This window comes from Thalassobellus citreus (assembly GCF_044385915.1).
GTDB lineage: Bacteria > Bacteroidota > Bacteroidia > Flavobacteriales > Flavobacteriaceae > Thalassobellus > Thalassobellus citreus.
Genome location: NZ_JBISCC010000127.1, coordinates 273,973 through 292,436, shown reverse-complemented (window position 1 = coordinate 292,436; position 18,464 = coordinate 273,973). Strand labels below are relative to the sequence as shown.

The following is an 18,464-nucleotide window of genomic DNA, read 5'->3' as shown; positions in this document are numbered from 1 at the left end:
GTAATCGATTACATTTTATGCAAAACTATTTCCAAAGGGTCTCATGAATTTTATTTAAAATAAGATAATAACATTATGAAAAAAAAATTTCCAAAATTAATTTGCGATGCTAATGAGGCAGTTGCTAGAGTAGCTCATAAAACCAATGAGGTCTGTGCAATTTACCCTATTACACCCGCATCTCCTATGGGCGAACATGTAGATGTTTACAGCTCAAAAGGACAAAAAAATATTTGGGACAATGTTCCTAGAATTGTAGAAATGCAAAGTGAAGGTGGTGCTGCTGGAGCGGTTCATGGTTCATTACAAGCCGGAGCTTTAACTACAACGTTTACGGCATCACAAGGACTTCTTCTTATGATTCCTAATATGTATAAAATGGCAGGTGAATTATTACCTTCTGTAATACATGTTGCTGCAAGAACTATTGCAACGCATGCACTATCAATCTTTGGAGACCATTCTGATGTTATGGCTGCAAGACAAACAGGATTTGCTATGTTATTTGGTGGTTCTGTTCAAGAAGCGCATGATATGGCTTTAATTGCTCAAGTAGCTACATTAAAATCTAGAATTCCTTTCCTTAATATTTTTGACGGATTTAGAACATCACATGAAATTTCAAAAATTGATTCAATTACTGATGATATTATTGAAGCGATGATGCCTGAAGACAAAATTTCTGAACATAGAAGTCGATCATTAGACCCAGACAGTCCTGTAATTAGAGGAACATCTCAAAATCCAGATGTATTCTTCCAAGCTAGAGAAGCTGCCAATACGTTTTACGACAAAGTACCAGAAATTGTAGAAGAAACTATGAATGAATTCTACGAACATACAGGTCGTAGATATAGTCTATTCTATTATGAAGGACATCCTGAAGCAGAACGTTTAATTATACTTATGGGTTCTGGTGAAGGCGCAGCAAGAGAAGCCGTTGAAGCTATGGTAAATAACGGAGAAAAAGTAGGTGTATTATTTGTTCGTTTGTTTAGACCATTCTCAATAAAACATTTTGTTGATGCAATTCCAGACACGATTAAAAAAATTGCTGTTCTTGATAGAACTAAAGAACCTGGTAGTGTTGGCGAACCTCTTTATCAAGATGTTGTTACAGCATTTAATGAAAGTGATAAAGACATGCCTCTTGTTGTTGGTGGACGTTACGGATTATCTTCTAAAGAATTCACACCTCAAATGGTTAAAGGTGTTTATGATGAATTATTAGATGATAAACCTAAAAACCACTTTACTGTTGGTATTAATGATGATGTTACTTTTACAAGTTTACCAATTGACACAACCTTTAACATAGAACGAAATACTATTAATTGTATGTTCTACGGTTTAGGATCTGATGGTACTGTGGGAGCAAATAAAAACTCTATTAAAATTATTGGAGACACTACAGATAACTTTGTACAAGGTTACTTTGTTTACGATTCTAAAAAAGCAGGTGCCCAAACCATTTCTCACTTGCGTTTTGGACCAAAACCAATATACTCTTCATACCTAATTGATAAAGCAGATTTTATTGCGAGTCATCAATATAAGTTTATTAAGAAATATAATATGGTTGCCGATTTAAAACATGGCGGTACTTTCTTATTAAACTCACCATATTCTAAAGATGAAATATGGGGGCACTTACCTAAGCGAATTCAAAAAGAATTAATTGATAAAGAAATTAATTTCTATGTTATTGATGCCACAAAAGTAGCGGCTGAATCTAATCTTGGTAAACGTACAAATACGGTATTACAAACATGTTTCTTTGCTATCTCTGGTATTTTACCAAAAGAGGAAGCTATTCAAAAAATTAAAGACGCTATTGTAAAATCGTATTCTCATAAAGGAGAAAGCATCGTTCAGATGAATTTTACAGCGGTTGATAATTCGCTTGCTAATCTTGAAAAAGTAACATATCCAAAAGTAGTTTCTAGCGAAAGACCTTTAGAGACTGCTATGACGAATGCTCCTGATGGATTTGTAACTGAAGTATTAGAAAAAATACTAGGTGGATTTGGAGATGAATTACCTGTAAGCGCATTCCCTGTTGACGGAACCTTCCCTACAGGAACTACAAAATATGAAAAAAGTGGTATTGCAGATGCTGTACCAGTTTGGGATGATGCAGATTTATGTACACAATGTAATAAATGTGTTGTTATTTGTCCACATGCAGCCATTAGAGCAAAAGTTGTTACAAATGAAACCTTATCAAACGCACCAGCATCTTTAAAATCGGCTGCTGCAAAAGGAAGTCCTTTTAATAAAAACGAAGAGTCATACGTACTTCAAGTATCGCCTCAAGACTGTACAGGTTGCGACCTTTGTGTTGCTGTTTGTCCTGCGGTAAGTAAAGAAGATCCTGACTTTAAAGCTATCAACATGCATAAAAAACTGCAAGTTGAAACAGTAGAAGATGCAAACTGGGATTACTTTATTGATTTACCAGATTATAATAGAGAAGCATTGCGTATTACAAATGTAAAAGGATCTCAATTCTTGGAACCTTTATTTGAATTCTCTGGTGCTTGTTCTGGATGTGGAGAAACACCTTATGTTAAATTACTAACCCAACTATATGGTGATAGTATTTTAATAGCAAATGCAACAGGATGTTCTTCAATATATGGTGGTAATTTACCAACAACACCTTACACAACCAATAAATTTGGTAGAGGTCCTGCTTGGGCAAATTCACTATTTGAAGATAATGCTGAATTTGGTTTAGGTATGAGATTGGCTTTAAGTAAGAAACAAGAAATTGCTGTAAACTTATTAAAGTCTGTTGAAAATGAAGTTGGAACAGAATTAGTAGATGCAATTCTTAATAATCCTGAAAGTAATGAAATAGAAAAAGCTGAGAATTTCAGAAATCTAGACATCTTAAACGAAAAACTAGCGAGTATCGATAATAAGAATGCTAAAAAACTATCTCATCTAACAGAGTATTTGCGTAAAAAATCTGTATGGATTTTAGGTGGCGATGGTTGGGCATATGATATTGGTTTTGGCGGTGTAGATCACATCTTAGCATCTGGAGAGAATATCAATATCTTAGTAATGGATACTGAAGTATATTCTAATACAGGTGGTCAAACATCTAAAGCAACACCTTTAGGAGCCAGTGCAAAATTCTCTGTATCTGGAAAGCTTACCAGTAAGAAAAGTTTAGCTCTACAAGCAGTTTCTTATGAAAATGTATATGTAGCTCAAATTGCTATTGGAGCCAAAGATCTTCAAACACTTAAAGCTATTGAAGAAGCAGAAGCATTCCCTGGAACATCTATAATTATTGCTTATTCACATTGTGGAGAACATGGCTATGATTTATCTAAAGGGGTTTCTCAGCAAGAAAAAGCTGTTGAGAGTGGCTACTGGCCATTATTTAGATTCGACCCTTCTAAACCACAAGGCAAGAAGTTTAGATTAGATTCTAAAGCACCTTCAATCCCTCTTAAAGACTTTATGTATAATGAAACACGTTTTACTAGAGTTGTAAAAGAAAATGAAGAATTAGGAGCTCAACTTCTTGAACAAGCTCAGGAAGAAGTAAATTCTAAATGGGAACGTTTAGAAATTTATAGAGATATGTAAAAATCTCTTAACTAAAATAATATTCCCCATGTTGCATACTGTAACATGGGGAATTAAAATACTAATAAATATTAACTACAAACACACTTGTTATGGAAAATGATGCCAGTAAACTATTTGTAAATGCGGCTCAAAAACTTAATCAAGCCAATAAAGAGCTATACAAACCAGAAGAAGATATTGTAACTTATTTAGTTTGCAAAAACTCTCAATATGCTATTGAAAATTATTTAAAAGGGTATCTTTTAAAAAATGAAGTTGCTACTACTGAAGACGAAACGATAGAAAGTCTCTATAAAAAATGTAAAAAAATCAATAAAAAATTTGAAAAAGTGAGCTTAACAGGCTTTGATTGTAAAGCGCTTGATCTAGATTCTAGATACTGCAATGAGATTTCAAAAGTTAATAATTGCTTTGATATTGCAGATAGCTTAGACACTTTTCTAAGAAAAGAAAAAGTTATCTAAGCTTTATTATATTTAGCTTTAGTGCAAATGATTATTAAGTTAATCAGCACTAAGCTATTTTTAAAAATTAAAGCGTTTTTAAGCTACTATATTAACGACTCTCTCTATTTGTGGCACATACTTTTTAATAGTCATTTCCACACCAGATTTAAGCGTCATTTGATTTACGCTACAACCTACACAAGCACCTTGTAACTGTACCTTAACTAAGGTATCGTTTTCTTCTATAGATAATAGAGAAATATCGCCGCCATCACTTTGTAAAAACGGACGAATTTCCTCTAGTGCTTTCTCTACATTTAGTCTAACTTCTTCTGCTGTCATTTATTTTTTATTAACTGATGAACATCCAGCCATCGTTGTAATTTTTATAGCTTCAGTAGGTGGTAAATCATCGTTACGGTTTACAACTTCTTGAACTACGTGTTGTGTTATTTTTTCAAAAGCTTGCTCTAACGGCGTTGCTGTTTGTAAGGCTGCTGGACGACCAACATCACCTGCTTCTCTAATACTTTGCACCAATGGTATTTCTCCTAAAAATGGTACTTGTAAATCTTCTGCTAAATTTTTAGCACCTTCTCTTCCAAATATATAATATTTATTATCAGGAAGTTCATCTGGTGTAAAATATGCCATATTTTCTATAATTCCTAATACAGGCACATTAATGCTGTCTTGTTGAAACATAGCAACTCCCTTTTTAGCATCGGCTAAAGCTACATTTTGAGGTGTACTAACTACAACAGCTCCTGTAATTGGAAGTGATTGCATAATGCTTAAATGAATATCACCTGTTCCTGGAGGTAAATCTAAAAGTAAAAAATCAAGTTCTCCCCAATGTGCATCAAAAATCATTTGATTTAAAGCTTTTGCTGCCATAGGCCCACGCCACACAACCGCTTGATCTGGTTGTGTAAAAAACCCAATAGACAATACTTTAACACCATAATTCTCTACAGGCTTCATTTTAGATTTTCCTTCTACATTAACAGCTAAAGGTTTTTCTGCCTCAACATCAAACATAATAGGAATTGATGGTCCGTAAATATCGGCATCTAATACACCAACATTAAAGCCCATTTTAGCTAAACTAACTGCTAAATTTGCTGTAACTGTAGATTTTCCAACACCACCTTTACCTGATGCTACAGCCACAATATTTTTTATTCCAGGAATAGGGTTTCCTTTTATAACATTTGCTTTTGGTGTAGCAGGCGCATCTACCTTTACATTTACTGTTATTTTAGCTTTTTCATAAACCAAATTATGTATGGTTTTTAAAATATCTACTTCTGTACGCTTCTTAGCTTGTAAGCTAGGATTCTTTATAGTAATATCTACAATAACCTCATCACCAAAAGTAACTACGTTTTTTACAGCACCACTTTCAACCATATTTTGTCCTTCACCAGGTACTGTTATAGACTCAAGAGCTTTGAGTATATCTTGCTTACTTAATTTCATCTTTATTCTTATTTGTTCAAAATTAAAATCATCACGCTAAATCTATCTTTCAGCAAACAATTTAGATTTGTTCTAAAGTACAAATATACGCTGAAAAGTTAATATTTTAAAGCAGATTTATTGAAATGATTGATAAAGATATATGCTTTCTTTATGATATAAACTGATTTAAGTCATTGTCTAAAAATTAAAGTTTAACAGCTTTAATTCTTTATATATAGATTATAACACTTTTTTCACATTCTATAGTTGGTATTGGTATGATTTATGTGCAATAAACACTTTTTAAATAACACATACCTGACTTATGAAAAATGCTATTCTATATTTTGTCTTTTTTATTGGAATTTCAAGTTACGGACAAAGTAAAATTAAACGTGCCGAAGAAAGCTTAAAAGAAAAAGAGGACACCATTAAAAGTTATAATACAAACTACAGTAGCAACGAAGACAACGACAACAATTCTAATAATGATTTTTTAACTGAACTTGTTGGTGGTGTTTTTGTACAAATATTTGCTTATACGGCTTATGGTATTGCTTTTGAATCGCCTTTTGAAGAAGAACACCAAGCTAGCAACGCATATCTAAGCAAATACCCTTATTTCAATTCGAAAAAAGGTAACTACACTTACGAATGGAACAAAGACACTCCTATTTTTAGAACCTCATTATCGGCTAGATATATTATGGAAAACAGCCGATTAAAAGGCTCTCAATTAAATATGGATATGCGGTTTTTAAAAAGACTGGGATTAGAATTAAATTACCTTCAATTATGGGAAAACAACCCTAACTTTGGAAAAGATCATTTAGCTATTTACACCGCGCTTGCAAAATACCACCGTGTACGTACAGAAAAATTTAATGCTTGGTGGGGTCTAGGAGCTACTTATGTTAATGGTGCTGTTAATGAATTAGGCTTGACTTATGGATTGGGAGCTGAATTATTTTTTGCAAAACCTTTAAGTCTTGAAATTAACTTTAATCAAACCTTCATAAATAGCGAAAGCATTGATAAGTTTAATGCTTTGATAAATTATCATATTAAAAAACACAAACTAATTATGGGTTACGAATATCTTCAAATTGGAAATCAGAATTTTTCAACTCCTACACTAGGTGTTGGCCTTTTCTTTTAGACATATAAATACAATTATTACATCTAATTAATCAACTGATTATCAAAAAAAAAAAATACTATTACAAATCATAAAATAACGCTCTAAAATTTCAATATAATCGATAAAAAAAGAATAAACCCCGTCTAAATACCTAAAAATCAAAAACATGTGACTTTGGCATTAAACTTGTCTCTAAAGTATAAACACACTTGATTTATACGCTTCAAGTAAAAACAATAAATATGTTTACATTTAAGAAAAAAGAAATAAAAGAAGATGCTCAATATGTTATTGACATTGTAAAAAAATATTCTTCAGATAAAAATATTAAAAAATTAATTTCTCCTATTTCTGACGAATACTTTTTAATTGATTACAAAAATGAAATTTCAATTTGTATTAGTGATTCTGAAGTCACTATATCAAACCATACTTTTTTATATAAAAAGCTATTTAACTTATCATTTACAGATATGCTTAAAAAAGAGGTAAAGAACCATATGGAAGTAGAAATGCAACTTTTAAAGAAATCATTATTTAAAAACGAAACAGATCTTCTTGCTAAAATTTTAACGCTTTCAACAGAAAAAAAGAAACCTCAGGTTATAAAACACAACTTTAAAAACAGCAAAAAGATTGGATAAACTTTACTTTATTTCATTAGGATCCCAAAACACCTCATTAAAGTTTTGAATTTGATTATCAATAACTTGTACGCCTTCACTTTCTAAAAGTTGTTGCATTAAATTGGTGCCATCAAAATGATGCTTCCCAGTTAACAAACCCTTTCTATTTACAACCCTGTGAGCTGGCACATCTTTATTATGAGAACCATTCATAGCATAACCTACCATACGAGCACTTCTGGCTGCTCCTAAATATTTAGCAATAGCTCCATAACTTGTAACGCGTCCGTAAGGTATTTGTTTAGCAACTTCAAAAACCTTTTCAAAAAAGTTTAATGTTTCTTGTTGCATGGCTACATTTCTTTAATAATATTAATTAAAGTTATAATAGAAATAATGCCCGTAATACCTCCAATAAGGTAATTCATGCTTTTTTGTGAAGCAATTGATTTATCTTTTATTTTATGAAAAAAGAACATGTATACATAAAGCATTACAAAGGTTCCCATGGCGGCTCCTGAAATATATGCTATAATACTAATTTGGCTAAAATCTAACCAACCAAACGACGCCAAAGTAATGGTCATATACGCTTGATAAGGAATAGGAAACACATTAATAGCAGACAAAAAGACCCCTTGAAAAAAACGACTTTTCTTGCTTTTTATTTGAGGATCAACAAGCTCTTTAGATTCTTTTTTAGCTATCAGTAAAAAATAGATGGTAATTAAAACGAAAATAACAAAAGCCACACGTTGAAGAATTTCTACAATCTCTAAGTGACTACTTAAATAACTTGCAAAAATGGCCGCTACATAAGTTTGAATTAACACAACAACGCAAACACCTATTGAAAACACAACACCTCTAGCATGCCCTTCTTTTAAACTAATTTTAGCAGCAGTCATATTTAATAAACCTGGAGGAATAACACCTACTAATGCAATAACGAGTCCTAAAAAAAAGATAAAAGTTATATTCAAACCTATTTAATTTTAAACCGAATATACGTAATTGGTTTGTTTTGCTCTAAATATTGCGATTCGTAAAAGGTTTGAATACTTGTAACTTCTTCTGGACTTCCTTCTTGTTTATACACATTATGATTGGCATATAACACTTCATGCCCTGCACCATGTAACAAACCAAGTGTATAACCATGCATAAACTCGCTATCGGTTTTTAAATTCACCACACCGTCTGGTTTTAAAATGGTTTTGTATCGTTTTAAAAACACCTCATTCGTCATTCTATGCTTGGTACGCTTATATTTTATTTGCGGATCGGGGAATGTAATCCAGATTTCGTCTACTTCATTTTCTCCAAAAGCATGATCTATAAGCTCAATTTGAGTACGTAAAAAAGCAACATTGGGTATATTGTCTTCAATAGCAGTTTTAGCACCTCGCCAAAAACGTGCTCCTTTTATATCAATACCAATAAAATTTTTATTAAGATATTTTTGAGCTAATGCAACAGAATACTCTCCTTTACCACAACCTAATTCTAAAACTAGAGGATTATCGTTTTTAAAAACTGTTGATCTCCAATTTCCTTTTAAATTGAAATTTGAATCTACTAATTCTTCTCTTGTTGGCTGAATAACATTAGAAAAAGTTTCGTTTTCTCTAAACCTCCTTAGCTTATTTTTACTTCCCACAGCTTCTTAATTATTTTATTTTTATTGAAATAATAATTATTTGGTAAAATTAAGGAAATATACGAGAGTGTTTATATCCTTATCTTTGAAATTACCAAAAAATTGCGTGAGGGATTGAACAATTGTTGGAGCTCCTCGCAGAGAGCGACTTGTGAAAGCCCGACCATGCATTAGCATGGACACGCCATAACTATAAAAATGAAAAAAAGAATTTTAGTAGCACCTCTAAATTGGGGATTAGGACATGCAACTCGATGCATTCCTATTATTAAAGCATTAATTGATAATAATTACATCCCTGTTATTGCTAGTGATGGTGTTGCACTTTCGCTTTTAAAAAAAGAATTTCCAAATCTTTCATCGGTTGAACTACCATCTTACAATGTTACCTATGCTAAAAATGGTAAGTTTTTTAAATTAAAAATGATTAAAGATTCTCCTAAGCTTATTAAAGCGATAAAAGCTGAAAAAAAAGCAATAAAACATATTATTGATAACAAGGGTATTGATGGTATTATTTCTGATAATAGATTGGGGGTTTATAGCAAAAAAGTGCCTTCGGTTTTTATTACACACCAATTGAATGTTTTAAGTGGATCTACTACTTGGTTTAGCACTAAAATTCATGAAAAATTTATTAAAAAATTCAATATTTGTTGGGTTCCAGACACCAATGGGATACTTAACCTAAGTGGTAAATTAGGACATATTGATAGCTTTGAAATTCCTTTAGAATATATAGGTCCTTTAAGTCGATTTGAAAAAAAGCAAACACCAATTATTAATGATGTTATGATTTTACTTTCTGGCCCTGAACCTCAACGTACTTTGCTTGAAGAAAAATTACTGTTAGAATTTAAAAATTATAAAGGCAACGTTGTTTTTGTTAAAGGCATCATGGAAGAAGAACAAAGCATCCAAATTCTTGGAAATATAACTCTCTATAATTTTATGACTTCGGGGTTGTTAGAAAAAACTATAAACGAAAGTGCTTTAGTTATTTCTAGGTCTGGCTATACAACTGTTATGGACTTAGCAAAACTTAACAAAAAGGCCTTTTTTATTCCTACCCCTGGACAGTTTGAACAAGAATATTTAGCAAAACGACTTACCGAAATGAGCTTAGTACCAAGCTGTAAACAAGAAGATTTTACTTTAACTAAATTAAAAGACGTTAACGCTTATGAAGGTTTAAAAGCCTTTGATTTTAAAACAGATTTCAAAAAATTATTTAGCCTTTTCGAGGGTAAATGAAAACTCGCTACCCACACCATACTCGCTTTCTACATAAATTTTTTCGTCGTGAGCTTCAATAATATGTTTTACTATAGATAAACCTAAACCAGAACCTCCTTCTTTACGTGATCCACTTTTATCTACACGATAAAAACGTTCAAACAAACGTGGTAAATGGTCTTTTTCAATCCCTTCTCCATTATCTGTTACCCTAACAATAACTTTGTTTTTTATAAGGTTCTCTATACTTATTTCGGTGGTACCTTTATCTCTTCCGTATTTTAATGAATTAACTATTAAATTCACTAATACTTGCTGTATCCTTTCTTTATCTGCTTTTACTAAAACTGGTTCTGCATAATTCATATCAAAAGTTAGTGTTATGCTTCTTTTGCTTGCTTTCATTTCTAGCATTTCAAAAACACTTTTCACTAACTCAATAATATCAAAGTTTTCAGTATTTAAACTTAAATCACCAACTTCCAACTTGGTAATCATGTCTAAATCTTTTATAATGTAACCTAATCTATCAATACCTTTACTAGCTCTTTCTAAATATTTTTCTCGAAGGTTTTTATTATCCATGGCGCCATCTAACAATGTTAAAATATAACCTTGAACCGTAAATAAAGGCGTTTTTAATTCGTGAGACACATTACCCAGAAACTCTTTTCTGTATTTTTCTCTAACTTTAAGTGTTTCAATTTCAATTTTTTTTACGCGGGCAAACCTATCTATTTCTTGGGTAAGGGTTCGCATATCTGTAGTTATAGCTCCTTTTGATATGCTGGCAGATTCTAAAAGTGTTAAATCATCATATATTTTTTTTACCCTTCTGTATATAAAACGCTCTACCCTATATTGAATTAAAAGAAAGGAAAATACATAAGTTGCTATAAAAATAACAAATGGCATCCACCATATAAACTCAAAAAAATAATATAAAAAAACGCTCATTAAGAGCGTTATATACATGGTAATATAAAACGAGGTTTTTATTGCAAACCGATATGATTTTTTAAATTTTGTCTGCATTATTCAACAAACTTATAGCCTACTCCTTTTACTGTTTTAAAACTATCATCACCTAATTTTTCACGAAGTTTACGAATATGCACATCAATAGTTCTTCCTCCTACTACCACTTCGTTACCCCAAACTGCATCAAGAATTTCATCGCGTTTAAACACTTTTCCTGGTTTAGATGCCAACAAAGATAATAATTCAAATTCTTTTCTAGGAAGTACAATTTCTACACCTTTAGACGTAATTTTATATTCGTCTCTATTAATTTCTAGAGAACCAATTTTTACCGTATCAACAACGTCTTCTTCTTTAAAACGGCGTAAAAGCGCTTTTACTTTACTAACTAAAACCTTTGGTTTTATTGGTTTTGTAATATAATCGTCTGCACCAGCATCAAAACCTGCTACTTGAGAATAATCTTCACCTCTAGCAGTTAAAAAAGTTACTATGGTATTTTTTAAATCTGGATTTTTTCTAATTAATTCACAAGCTTCAATACCATCCATTTCTGGCATCATCACATCTAAAATAATTAAATGAGGCTGTTCTTTTTTTGCTTTTTTTACGCCTTCGGCACCATTTTCAGCAGTAATAACTTGGTAACCTTCACTTGATAAATTGTAACCAACTATTTCTAAAATATCTGGTTCATCATCAACTAATAATATTTTAATATCCTTTTTTTTCATCTGTAACACTTATTACTTTTTAAGGTGAGATAATATTTTTAATTAATCATCCCTTTACTGTAATTAAACTTTAAATTTGAATACTTCATTATCAAATAATTAAAATAATTAGCCAAATTTTAAGCCAAAGATAAAGCTAATAACAAGATTTAATTTAAACCTCTAAGATAAATAACATTAAGGTAACAAACAACTTACATGAATTTAATGTTTCGACATATAGCACAAATCTTTAACACTATTTTGGCATCACTTTTGCGGTATTTTATTACCTTTATTAATCGGTATAGAAACTATGAAGAAAAACTACTTTTTTACTTTAATATTTGCTTTAGCACTTTTGACTTCCTTTCAAGGAGTTTCTCAAAACAGTGTTAAAAACACACCTGCAGTAAAGCAAAATATTGAAAGTTTATCTATATATCCTAATCCTGTTACTAACGGTAAAACGTTTATATATATTACATCTAAAAAGAATTTAACCAAAAAAGTTGAGTTTTTTAATGTGCTAGGAAAACAAATTTTCTCTATTGTACTTACAGGTAAAGAATTAAACATTTCTAGACTAAGTAAAGGTGTTTATGTTTTAAAAATTACTGAAAACAATATTAGTGAAACACGGAAACTTGTGATTAAATAATTTAATCATACTTTATAATATTTAGAGCGCTACCTTTTGGTGGCGCTTTTTTATTTTATCTATTTTTGTCGATATGATAGAAAGTAATTCGATATTTAATATTAAGACAGAAACCGAGTTTAATGATTTGGCTTTACAAGTCTTTAATTATCAGTTTAAAAACAATAAAGTATATCGATCTTTTTGCGATTTATTATACAAACATCCTAGTGATGTTAAAACTATTGAAGACATTCCGTTTTTACCCATTCAATTCTTTAAGACCAAAGACATTTTAAGTTCTAACGAATCTGTACAAACAACTTTTACTAGCTCTGGAACCACTGGAAGTGAAACAAGCAAACACCATGTAACAGATTTAGAGATATACAAACAAAGCTTTTCTAAAGGCTTTCAACAATTTTATGGCAACATAGAAGATTATGTTATTCTAGCTCTATTACCTTCTTATTTAGAGCGGGAAGGTTCGTCGTTAATATATATGGCAGACGATTTAATTAAACAATCTAAACATCCTGAAAGCGGATTTTATTTAAATAATATTTCTGAATTAAAAGACAAACTTATTAAGCTTGATGCCGAAGGCAAAAAAGTGCTTTTAATTGGTGTGTCTTTTGCTTTATTAGATTTAGTTGAAACCTATAAATTCAACCTAAAAAACACCATTATTATGGAAACAGGTGGTATGAAAGGTAGAAGAAAAGAATTGATACGCTATGAATTACACCAGCAACTAAAACTAGGTTTTGGTGTTGATAGCATACATAGCGAATATGGTATGACCGAACTTTTAAGTCAAGCATACTCCAATGGAAACGGTGTTTTTAAATGCCCTAATTGGATGCGTATATTAACCCGAGATACAGAAGATGCTTTAAGTATTAATTCCTTAGAAAAAGCTGGCGGCATAAATGTTATTGATTTAGCCAATATTAATTCTTGTTCTTTTATTGCGACTCAAGACCTAGGTCGTGTTAATAAAAATGGAGCGTTTGAAGTTATTGGTAGGTTCGACAATTCAGATATTCGTGGTTGTAATTTAATGGTTTTGTAAGTAACTTATTTATTTTAAGACTCATTAAAAAAAATTATGAAGCGTCTTATTATATTATTACTACTAGTCTCCTCAGTCGCATTTTCACAAACTACAGATTATAACACTAAAAAAGGATTTGTTGCCAATGGTTATGATGTTGTTGCCTATTTTAACAATAAAGTCTTAGAAGGAAACAAAACCTATACAACGAAACATGATGGTGTATACTATAAATTTGTTTCAAGAGAAAACTTAAATACATTTAAAGAAAGTCCTAAAAAATTCATTCCACAATATGGAGGCTATTGTGCTTATGCCATAGCGACAAAAGCTAATAAATAAGGTTTCTATAAACCCAAAAAGCTTTGAAATAAAAAAAGGTAAACTCTATTTGTTTTATAATGCTTGGGGCACAAATACTTTAGAATTATGGCAACAAGAAAACAGCGACACTTTAATAAAAAAAGCAGATAAAAACTGGAACCAAATAAAATTAAAAAAATAAAATATTTTCTGTAAGTTTTAAAAAAACATTACGACCAAACCAACAGCTAAGAAAAAGAAGAATTAATTTTTAGTTGGTTGGTTAGTGTAACGCCTGATTTTTCTTAAAAATCAGGCGTTATTTTTTTATACTAAACGCAATACAAAATAATTTTTCTTACCTCTTTGAAGTAATACAAATTTATTATTGATTAAATCTTTTGAAGTAATAGTATAATCTTCTTTTACCTTTTCTTTATTAACTGAAATAGAATTTTCTTTTAATGCTCGTCTTGCCTCACCATTAGATTTTAAAAAACCGCCTTTTTCTGCTAAAGCTGCAATAATATCTAATCCGTTTTCAATATCAGACTGATTAATTTCAGTTTGTGGTACGCCATCAAAAACATCTAAAAACGTTTGCTCATTAAGTCTTTTTAAATCATCACTAGTCGATTTTCCAAAAAGAATAGCACTCGCTTTTATAGCATTATCTAAATCTTCTTTAGAATGAACCATTACGGTAATCTCTTCAGCTAAACGCTTTTGTAAAACACGTAAATGAGGTGCTTCTTTATGTTCTTCTATTAAAGCATTAATAGTATTTTCTTCTAAAAAAGTAAATATCTTAATATACTTTTCAGCATCTTCATCACTAGAATTCAACCAATATTGGTAAAATTTATAAGGCGATGTTCTGTTAGCATCTAACCAAACGTTTCCGCCTTCTGATTTTCCGAATTTAGAACCGTCAGATTTTGTAATTAACGGACAAGTAATTGCAAATCCTTTTCCACTACCTACTCTTCTAATAAGTTCGGTTCCTGTTGTAATATTTCCCCATTGGTCGCTTCCTCCCATTTGGATAGAGCAATTCTTCTCTTTATATAAATGAAGAAAATCATAGCCTTGAACAAGCTGATAAGTAAACTCCGTAAAACTCATACCTTCTGAAGATTCTGATGAAATTCTATTTTTAACAGAATCTTTCGCCATCATATAGTTTACAGTAATATGCTTACCAACATCGCGAATAAATTCTAGAAATGAAAAGTCTTTCATCCAATCGTAGTTATTCACTAATAATGCTGCATTTTCAGCATCGCTTTCAAAATCTAAAAAATGTGCTAACTGCCCTTTTATAGCTTCTTGATTATGACGAAGCGTTTTTTCATCTAACAAATTACGCTCGTTAGATTTCCCTGAAGGATCACCAATCATTCCTGTAGCTCCACCAACCAAAGCAACTGGCCTGTGTCCACAACGTTGATAATGCGCTAATAACATGATAGGTACTAAATTCCCAATATGTAAAGAATCGGCTGTAGGATCAAACCCCACATAAGCACTTCGCATGCTTTCCATTAAGTGTTCTTCTGCTCCAGGCATCACTGTATGTATCATGCCTCTCCAAGTTAATTCTTCAACAAAATTCTTTATCATCATTAAATCTATTTAGTAATCTTTGGCAAATATAAAAATACGTATAGAATTACTAATGCATAATCATTATTTATTACTTTAGTTGCATGATTTTAGTAACAGGAAGTACAGGTTTAGTTGGAGCACATTTACTCTATAAATTAGCTTTTAACAAAGAAAAAGTTAGAGCTATTTACAGAAGCACGCATAAACTAAATCATGTTAAAAATGTATTTTCTAGCTATACTACAGATTATGAGACTCTTTTTAATTCAATTGAATGGGTAGAAGCCGATATTTTAGACATCCCTTCTTTATCTGATGCTTTTAAGGATATTACTTATGTATACCACTGCGCAGCATTTGTGTCTTTTGAACCAGATAAATACCAGATTTTAAGACGAACCAATATTGAAGGCACTGCCAATATTGTTAATTTTTGCATTTCGAATAATATTAAAAAGTTGTGTTATGTAAGTTCTATAGCAACTATTGGAAACACTTTAAACAATACGCCTATTACTGAAAAAACAGAATGGAACCCAGAAGTAGACAATAGTGTTTATGCTATAACAAAATATGGTGCCGAAATGGAAGTTTGGCGAGCTACACAAGAAGGCCTAAACTCTGTTATTGTAAATCCTGGTGTTATTTTAGGCGCTGGTATTTGGCATTACGGAAGTGGTAGCTTATTTAAAAAAGCGTATAAAGGTTTAAAATATTATACTTCGGGAACTATTGGACTTGTTGCTATTGAAGATGTTACCTCCATTATGATACAACTTTTAAAAAGCGATGTTGTAAACGAACGTTTTATTTTAGTTGCCGAAAACTGGACTTACAAACAGTTTTTACAAACCTTAGCAAAATCTGTTAATGCAAATATTCCTAAAAAAACAGCTTCAAAAAACTTATTAAAAATAGCTTGGAAACTAGATTGGTTAAAAAGTAAAGTAACAGGTAAACGCAGGCAATTAACAAAACAAATTGCGTATTCATTATGTTCTGAAACTAATTATAGTAGTAATAAAATAAAGTCAACGCTTAATTATACTTTTAAAGATATTAATAAAAGTATTATTGAGATTGGGAGTCTTTACTTGAAACAGGAGAAATAAGCTTTCTATCAGCTTTAAATTTCTTTTCCAACATAATTTCTTTTAAAGAATCTTTTTTGATTATTAATCTTAAAGAATCTTTTGCTTTAATATTTGTTATAGAATCTAACAATTTCTCTTTAGTTAAAGCTTCTAAAGAGTCTTTTAATTTTTTCTCAGTTTCTTCTTTTAACTTTAAATCGCCATAAATCTTTTTAAGCGCCTCTAAACTATCTTTCACTTTTGCATAAATAGCTTCATATTCTTTAATATTAAAGGCGTAATAATCGTTACTTAAAGCAAACTGTAAACTATCAATCTTATATTTTTTAAAGATATATGTATTACGATTAATTCCAGAATCTATTAATGTTTTTCTGTTTCTATTATTGGCAGAAGCTAGCAATTTTACATCAATTAATATATCAACCATTTTATCCTTAGAAATTAAATTCTTTGGTTTGTCTGGTTTTTTAAATTCATAACAAGCTGTTGCCAATAAAAGAATTCCGAAACCTAATATGAATCGTTTTAAAATCATCTATTAAAAGTTAATCGTTTAGCAGATTTTACTTCTGAAAACTTAGCGTTTTGATATGCAATAGTTCCATTTAAAAATGTATGTGTTATTCTAGACTTAAAGGTTGTACCTTCAAAAGGCGACCATCCGCATTTGTAAAGAATATTATCTTTATTAACGGTCCATGGATTATTTAAGTCTACTAAAACCAAATCGGCAAAATAACCTTCTTTTATATAACCTCTTTTCTCTACTTGAAATAAGATAGCTGGGTTATGACACATTTTTTCTACTATTTTTTCTATTGAAATCTTACCTTTATGGTACATTTCTAACATTGCAGGTAAAGCATGTTGTGCTAGAGGACCTCCAGAAGGGGCACTTGTATAAACATTAGCTTTTTCTTCAGCAGTATGTGGTGCATGATCTGTTGCAATAACGTCTATTCTATCATCTAACAACGCCTCCCATAATTGGTCTCTATCTTTTTCAGTTTTTACTGCAGGATTCCATTTAATAAGTGTTCCTTTTTCATCATAATCTTTATCGCTAAACCATAAATGATGTATACAAACCTCGGCCGTTATTTTTTTATCTTTTAGCGGAATTTTATTAGAAAACAAAGCCGTTTCCTTTCCTGTTGAAAGATGAAAAACATGCAAACGCGCACCCGTTTTTTCTGCTAATTCAATAGCTTTTGAAGATGATAAATAACATGCTTCTTCACTTCTGATAATAGGATGATACTTTACAGGAATATCATCACCATATTTTTCTAAATGCTCTTGAAAATTCTTTTTTATAGTAGCTTCATCTTCACAATGTACCGAAATAACCATATCGGTACTTTTGAATATTTTTTCTAAAATTTCTGGATCATCCACCAACATATTTCCTGTTGAAGATCCTAAAAATAATTTTAATCCAGCAACTGATTTTGGGTTTACTTTTAAAATTTCTTCTAGGTTATCGTTAGTACCACCAAACATAAATGAATAATTAGCAAATGATGTTTTTGCTGCTATTTCAAATTTTTCTTCTAATTTTTCAACTGTAGTAGTTTGCGGATTGGTATTTGGCATTTCTATAAACGATGTAATACCTCCTGCAATAGCTGCTCTAGATTCGGTTTCTATAGTAGCTTTATGTGTTAAACCTGGCTCTCTAAAATGCACCTGATCATCAATAGCCCCTGGTAATAAATATTTCCCTTCGGCATCAATAACATGTACATCGGCAGATTTTGCGCTTATAGAATCGTTAATTTCTTTTATATATTCGCCTTCAATTAATATGTCGCCATTAAAAACGGAACCTTCGTTTACAATGTTTGCATTTTTAATTAGAATCGTTTTTTTCTTCATAATTT

At 31.1% G+C, this 18,464-nt stretch carries 19 protein-coding genes; 9 read left to right on the top strand and 10 right to left on the bottom strand.

Annotated elements, in window-relative coordinates:
• The first annotated feature begins 75 nt into the window (after positions 1–75).
• Both nifJ and ACH5TX_RS14890 read left to right on the top strand, forming a co-directional pair.
• On the top strand, positions 76–3,606 hold the full coding sequence (gene nifJ / locus ACH5TX_RS14895; RefSeq protein WP_439340284.1) for a pyruvate:ferredoxin (flavodoxin) oxidoreductase: 3,531 nt from the start codon (positions 76–78) through the stop codon (positions 3,604–3,606).
• Positions 3,607–3,698: 92 nt separating this feature from the next.
• Positions 3,699–4,073 (top strand): HEPN domain-containing protein, encoded by a 375-nt coding sequence (locus tag ACH5TX_RS14890; RefSeq protein ID WP_439340283.1) that lies wholly within the window; start codon positions 3,699–3,701, stop codon positions 4,071–4,073.
• 78 nt (positions 4,074–4,151) lie between these two features.
• On the opposite strand, the gene ACH5TX_RS14885 is transcribed toward ACH5TX_RS14890, so the two are convergent.
• Together ACH5TX_RS14885 and ACH5TX_RS14880 are read right to left on the bottom strand one after the other, a co-directional pair.
• Positions 4,152–4,397 carry a NifU family protein gene (locus tag ACH5TX_RS14885; RefSeq protein ID WP_439340282.1) on the bottom strand — a complete coding sequence of 82 codons (246 nt, stop codon included), beginning with the start codon at positions 4,395–4,397 and terminating at the stop codon, positions 4,152–4,154.
• A complete protein-coding gene (locus ACH5TX_RS14880) occupies positions 4,398–5,537 on the bottom strand; it encodes an Mrp/NBP35 family ATP-binding protein (protein WP_439340281.1) in 1,140 nt (379 codons plus the stop codon).
• A 307-nt stretch (positions 5,538–5,844) separates the two neighbouring features.
• Here ACH5TX_RS14880 and ACH5TX_RS14875 point away from each other — a divergent pair, with 307 nt between their 5' ends.
• On the top strand, positions 5,845–6,678 hold the full coding sequence (locus ACH5TX_RS14875; protein ID WP_439340280.1) for a hypothetical protein: 834 nt from the start codon (positions 5,845–5,847) through the stop codon (positions 6,676–6,678).
• Between the two features lie 224 nt (positions 6,679–6,902).
• Positions 6,903–7,304 carry a hypothetical protein gene (locus ACH5TX_RS14870; RefSeq protein WP_439340279.1) on the top strand — a complete coding sequence of 134 codons (402 nt, stop codon included), beginning with the start codon at positions 6,903–6,905 and terminating at the stop codon, positions 7,302–7,304.
• A gap of 3 nt (positions 7,305–7,307) precedes the next feature.
• On the opposite strand, the gene ACH5TX_RS14865 is transcribed toward ACH5TX_RS14870, so the two are convergent.
• From ACH5TX_RS14865 to trmB, 3 genes are read right to left on the bottom strand one after another with little or no spacing between them, the layout of a single operon-like run.
• On the bottom strand, positions 7,308–7,637 hold the full coding sequence (locus ACH5TX_RS14865) for an MGMT family protein (protein WP_439340278.1): 330 nt from the start codon (positions 7,635–7,637) through the stop codon (positions 7,308–7,310).
• Positions 7,638–7,639: 2 nt separating this feature from the next.
• Complete coding sequence (locus ACH5TX_RS14860; RefSeq protein ID WP_439340277.1) at positions 7,640–8,269, bottom strand: lysine transporter LysE; 630 nt, start codon at positions 8,267–8,269, stop codon at positions 7,640–7,642.
• A 2-nt stretch (positions 8,270–8,271) separates the two neighbouring features.
• The gene (gene trmB / locus ACH5TX_RS14855) at positions 8,272–8,946 is read right to left on the bottom strand and encodes a tRNA (guanosine(46)-N7)-methyltransferase TrmB (RefSeq protein ID WP_439340276.1); all 675 of its coding nucleotides are present in this window, start codon (positions 8,944–8,946) and stop codon (positions 8,272–8,274) included.
• Positions 8,947–9,144: 198 nt separating this feature from the next.
• On the opposite strand from trmB, the gene ACH5TX_RS14850 reads away from it, so the two are divergent.
• Entirely contained in the window at positions 9,145–10,200 is a 1,056-nt protein-coding gene (locus tag ACH5TX_RS14850; RefSeq protein ID WP_439340275.1) for a glycosyltransferase, read from the top strand.
• On the opposite strand, the gene ACH5TX_RS14845 is transcribed toward ACH5TX_RS14850, so the two are convergent.
• Together ACH5TX_RS14845 and ACH5TX_RS14840 are read right to left on the bottom strand one after the other, a co-directional pair.
• Positions 10,174–11,217 carry a sensor histidine kinase gene (locus ACH5TX_RS14845; protein ID WP_439340274.1) on the bottom strand — a complete coding sequence of 348 codons (1,044 nt, stop codon included), beginning with the start codon at positions 11,215–11,217 and terminating at the stop codon, positions 10,174–10,176. The two genes, ACH5TX_RS14850 and ACH5TX_RS14845, sit on opposite strands and share 27 nt — an antisense overlap.
• On the bottom strand, positions 11,217–11,897 hold the full coding sequence (locus ACH5TX_RS14840) for a response regulator transcription factor (protein ID WP_439340273.1): 681 nt from the start codon (positions 11,895–11,897) through the stop codon (positions 11,217–11,219). The genes ACH5TX_RS14845 and ACH5TX_RS14840 overlap by 1 nt, the downstream gene beginning before the upstream one ends.
• Positions 11,898–12,192: 295 nt before the next feature.
• Here ACH5TX_RS14840 and ACH5TX_RS14835 point away from each other — a divergent pair, with 295 nt between their 5' ends.
• From ACH5TX_RS14835 to ACH5TX_RS14825, 3 genes are all read left to right on the top strand, one after another.
• On the top strand, positions 12,193–12,537 hold the full coding sequence (locus ACH5TX_RS14835; RefSeq protein WP_439340272.1) for a T9SS type A sorting domain-containing protein: 345 nt from the start codon (positions 12,193–12,195) through the stop codon (positions 12,535–12,537).
• 73 nt (positions 12,538–12,610) lie between these two features.
• The gene (locus tag ACH5TX_RS14830) at positions 12,611–13,591 is read left to right on the top strand and encodes a LuxE/PaaK family acyltransferase (RefSeq protein ID WP_439340271.1); all 981 of its coding nucleotides are present in this window, start codon (positions 12,611–12,613) and stop codon (positions 13,589–13,591) included.
• 36 nt (positions 13,592–13,627) lie between these two features.
• A complete protein-coding gene (locus tag ACH5TX_RS14825) occupies positions 13,628–13,915 on the top strand; it encodes a YHS domain-containing (seleno)protein (RefSeq protein WP_439340270.1) in 288 nt (95 codons plus the stop codon).
• 288 nt (positions 13,916–14,203) lie between these two features.
• Here the strand turns inward: ACH5TX_RS14825 and tyrS are convergent, their stop codons facing one another.
• A complete protein-coding gene (gene tyrS, locus ACH5TX_RS14820; RefSeq protein WP_439340491.1) occupies positions 14,204–15,499 on the bottom strand; it encodes a tyrosine--tRNA ligase in 1,296 nt (431 codons plus the stop codon).
• Positions 15,500–15,585: 86 nt separating this feature from the next.
• Between tyrS and ACH5TX_RS14815 the strand changes: the two genes are divergently transcribed.
• Positions 15,586–16,596: an NAD-dependent epimerase/dehydratase family protein gene (locus tag ACH5TX_RS14815; RefSeq protein ID WP_439340269.1), complete on the top strand. Its 1,011-nt coding sequence runs from the start codon at positions 15,586–15,588 to the stop codon at positions 16,594–16,596.
• Here the strand turns inward: ACH5TX_RS14815 and ACH5TX_RS14810 are convergent.
• Positions 16,556–17,116, bottom strand: a complete 561-nt coding sequence (locus ACH5TX_RS14810) for a DUF4296 domain-containing protein (RefSeq protein WP_439340268.1) — start codon at positions 17,114–17,116, stop codon at positions 16,556–16,558. The two genes, ACH5TX_RS14815 and ACH5TX_RS14810, sit on opposite strands and share 41 nt — an antisense overlap.
• Positions 17,113–18,459: a dihydroorotase gene (locus ACH5TX_RS14805; protein ID WP_439340267.1), complete on the bottom strand. Its 1,347-nt coding sequence runs from the start codon at positions 18,457–18,459 to the stop codon at positions 17,113–17,115. Before ACH5TX_RS14805 ends, ACH5TX_RS14810 begins: the two co-directional genes overlap by 4 nt.
• Positions 18,460–18,464: the final 5 nt, after the last annotated feature.

What these genes read in the sequence shown, in the direction of transcription:
- nifJ (WP_439340284.1), top strand. Translation starts at nt 76, where the DNA reads ATGAAAAAAAAATTTCCAAAATTAATTTGCGATGCTAATGAGGCAGTT.
- ACH5TX_RS14890 (WP_439340283.1), top strand. Translation starts at nt 3,699, where the DNA reads ATGGAAAATGATGCCAGTAAACTATTTGTAAATGCGGCTCAAAAACTT.
- ACH5TX_RS14885 (WP_439340282.1), bottom strand. Translation starts at nt 4,397, where the DNA reads ATGACAGCAGAAGAAGTTAGACTAAATGTAGAGAAAGCACTAGAGGAA.
- ACH5TX_RS14880 (WP_439340281.1), bottom strand. Translation starts at nt 5,537, where the DNA reads ATGAAATTAAGTAAGCAAGATATACTCAAAGCTCTTGAGTCTATAACA.
- ACH5TX_RS14875 (WP_439340280.1), top strand. Translation starts at nt 5,845, where the DNA reads ATGAAAAATGCTATTCTATATTTTGTCTTTTTTATTGGAATTTCAAGT.
- ACH5TX_RS14870 (WP_439340279.1), top strand. Translation starts at nt 6,903, where the DNA reads ATGTTTACATTTAAGAAAAAAGAAATAAAAGAAGATGCTCAATATGTT.
- ACH5TX_RS14865 (WP_439340278.1), bottom strand. Translation starts at nt 7,637, where the DNA reads ATGCAACAAGAAACATTAAACTTTTTTGAAAAGGTTTTTGAAGTTGCT.
- ACH5TX_RS14850 (WP_439340275.1), top strand. Translation starts at nt 9,145, where the DNA reads ATGAAAAAAAGAATTTTAGTAGCACCTCTAAATTGGGGATTAGGACAT.
- ACH5TX_RS14845 (WP_439340274.1), bottom strand. Translation starts at nt 11,217, where the DNA reads ATGCAGACAAAATTTAAAAAATCATATCGGTTTGCAATAAAAACCTCG.
- ACH5TX_RS14840 (WP_439340273.1), bottom strand. Translation starts at nt 11,897, where the DNA reads ATGAAAAAAAAGGATATTAAAATATTATTAGTTGATGATGAACCAGAT.
- ACH5TX_RS14835 (WP_439340272.1), top strand. Translation starts at nt 12,193, where the DNA reads ATGAAGAAAAACTACTTTTTTACTTTAATATTTGCTTTAGCACTTTTG.
- ACH5TX_RS14830 (WP_439340271.1), top strand. Translation starts at nt 12,611, where the DNA reads ATGATAGAAAGTAATTCGATATTTAATATTAAGACAGAAACCGAGTTT.
- ACH5TX_RS14825 (WP_439340270.1), top strand. Translation starts at nt 13,628, where the DNA reads ATGAAGCGTCTTATTATATTATTACTACTAGTCTCCTCAGTCGCATTT.
- tyrS (WP_439340491.1), bottom strand. Translation starts at nt 15,499, where the DNA reads ATGATAAAGAATTTTGTTGAAGAATTAACTTGGAGAGGCATGATACAT.
- ACH5TX_RS14815 (WP_439340269.1), top strand. Translation starts at nt 15,586, where the DNA reads ATGATTTTAGTAACAGGAAGTACAGGTTTAGTTGGAGCACATTTACTC.
- ACH5TX_RS14810 (WP_439340268.1), bottom strand. Translation starts at nt 17,116, where the DNA reads ATGATTTTAAAACGATTCATATTAGGTTTCGGAATTCTTTTATTGGCA.
- ACH5TX_RS14805 (WP_439340267.1), bottom strand. Translation starts at nt 18,459, where the DNA reads ATGAAGAAAAAAACGATTCTAATTAAAAATGCAAACATTGTAAACGAA.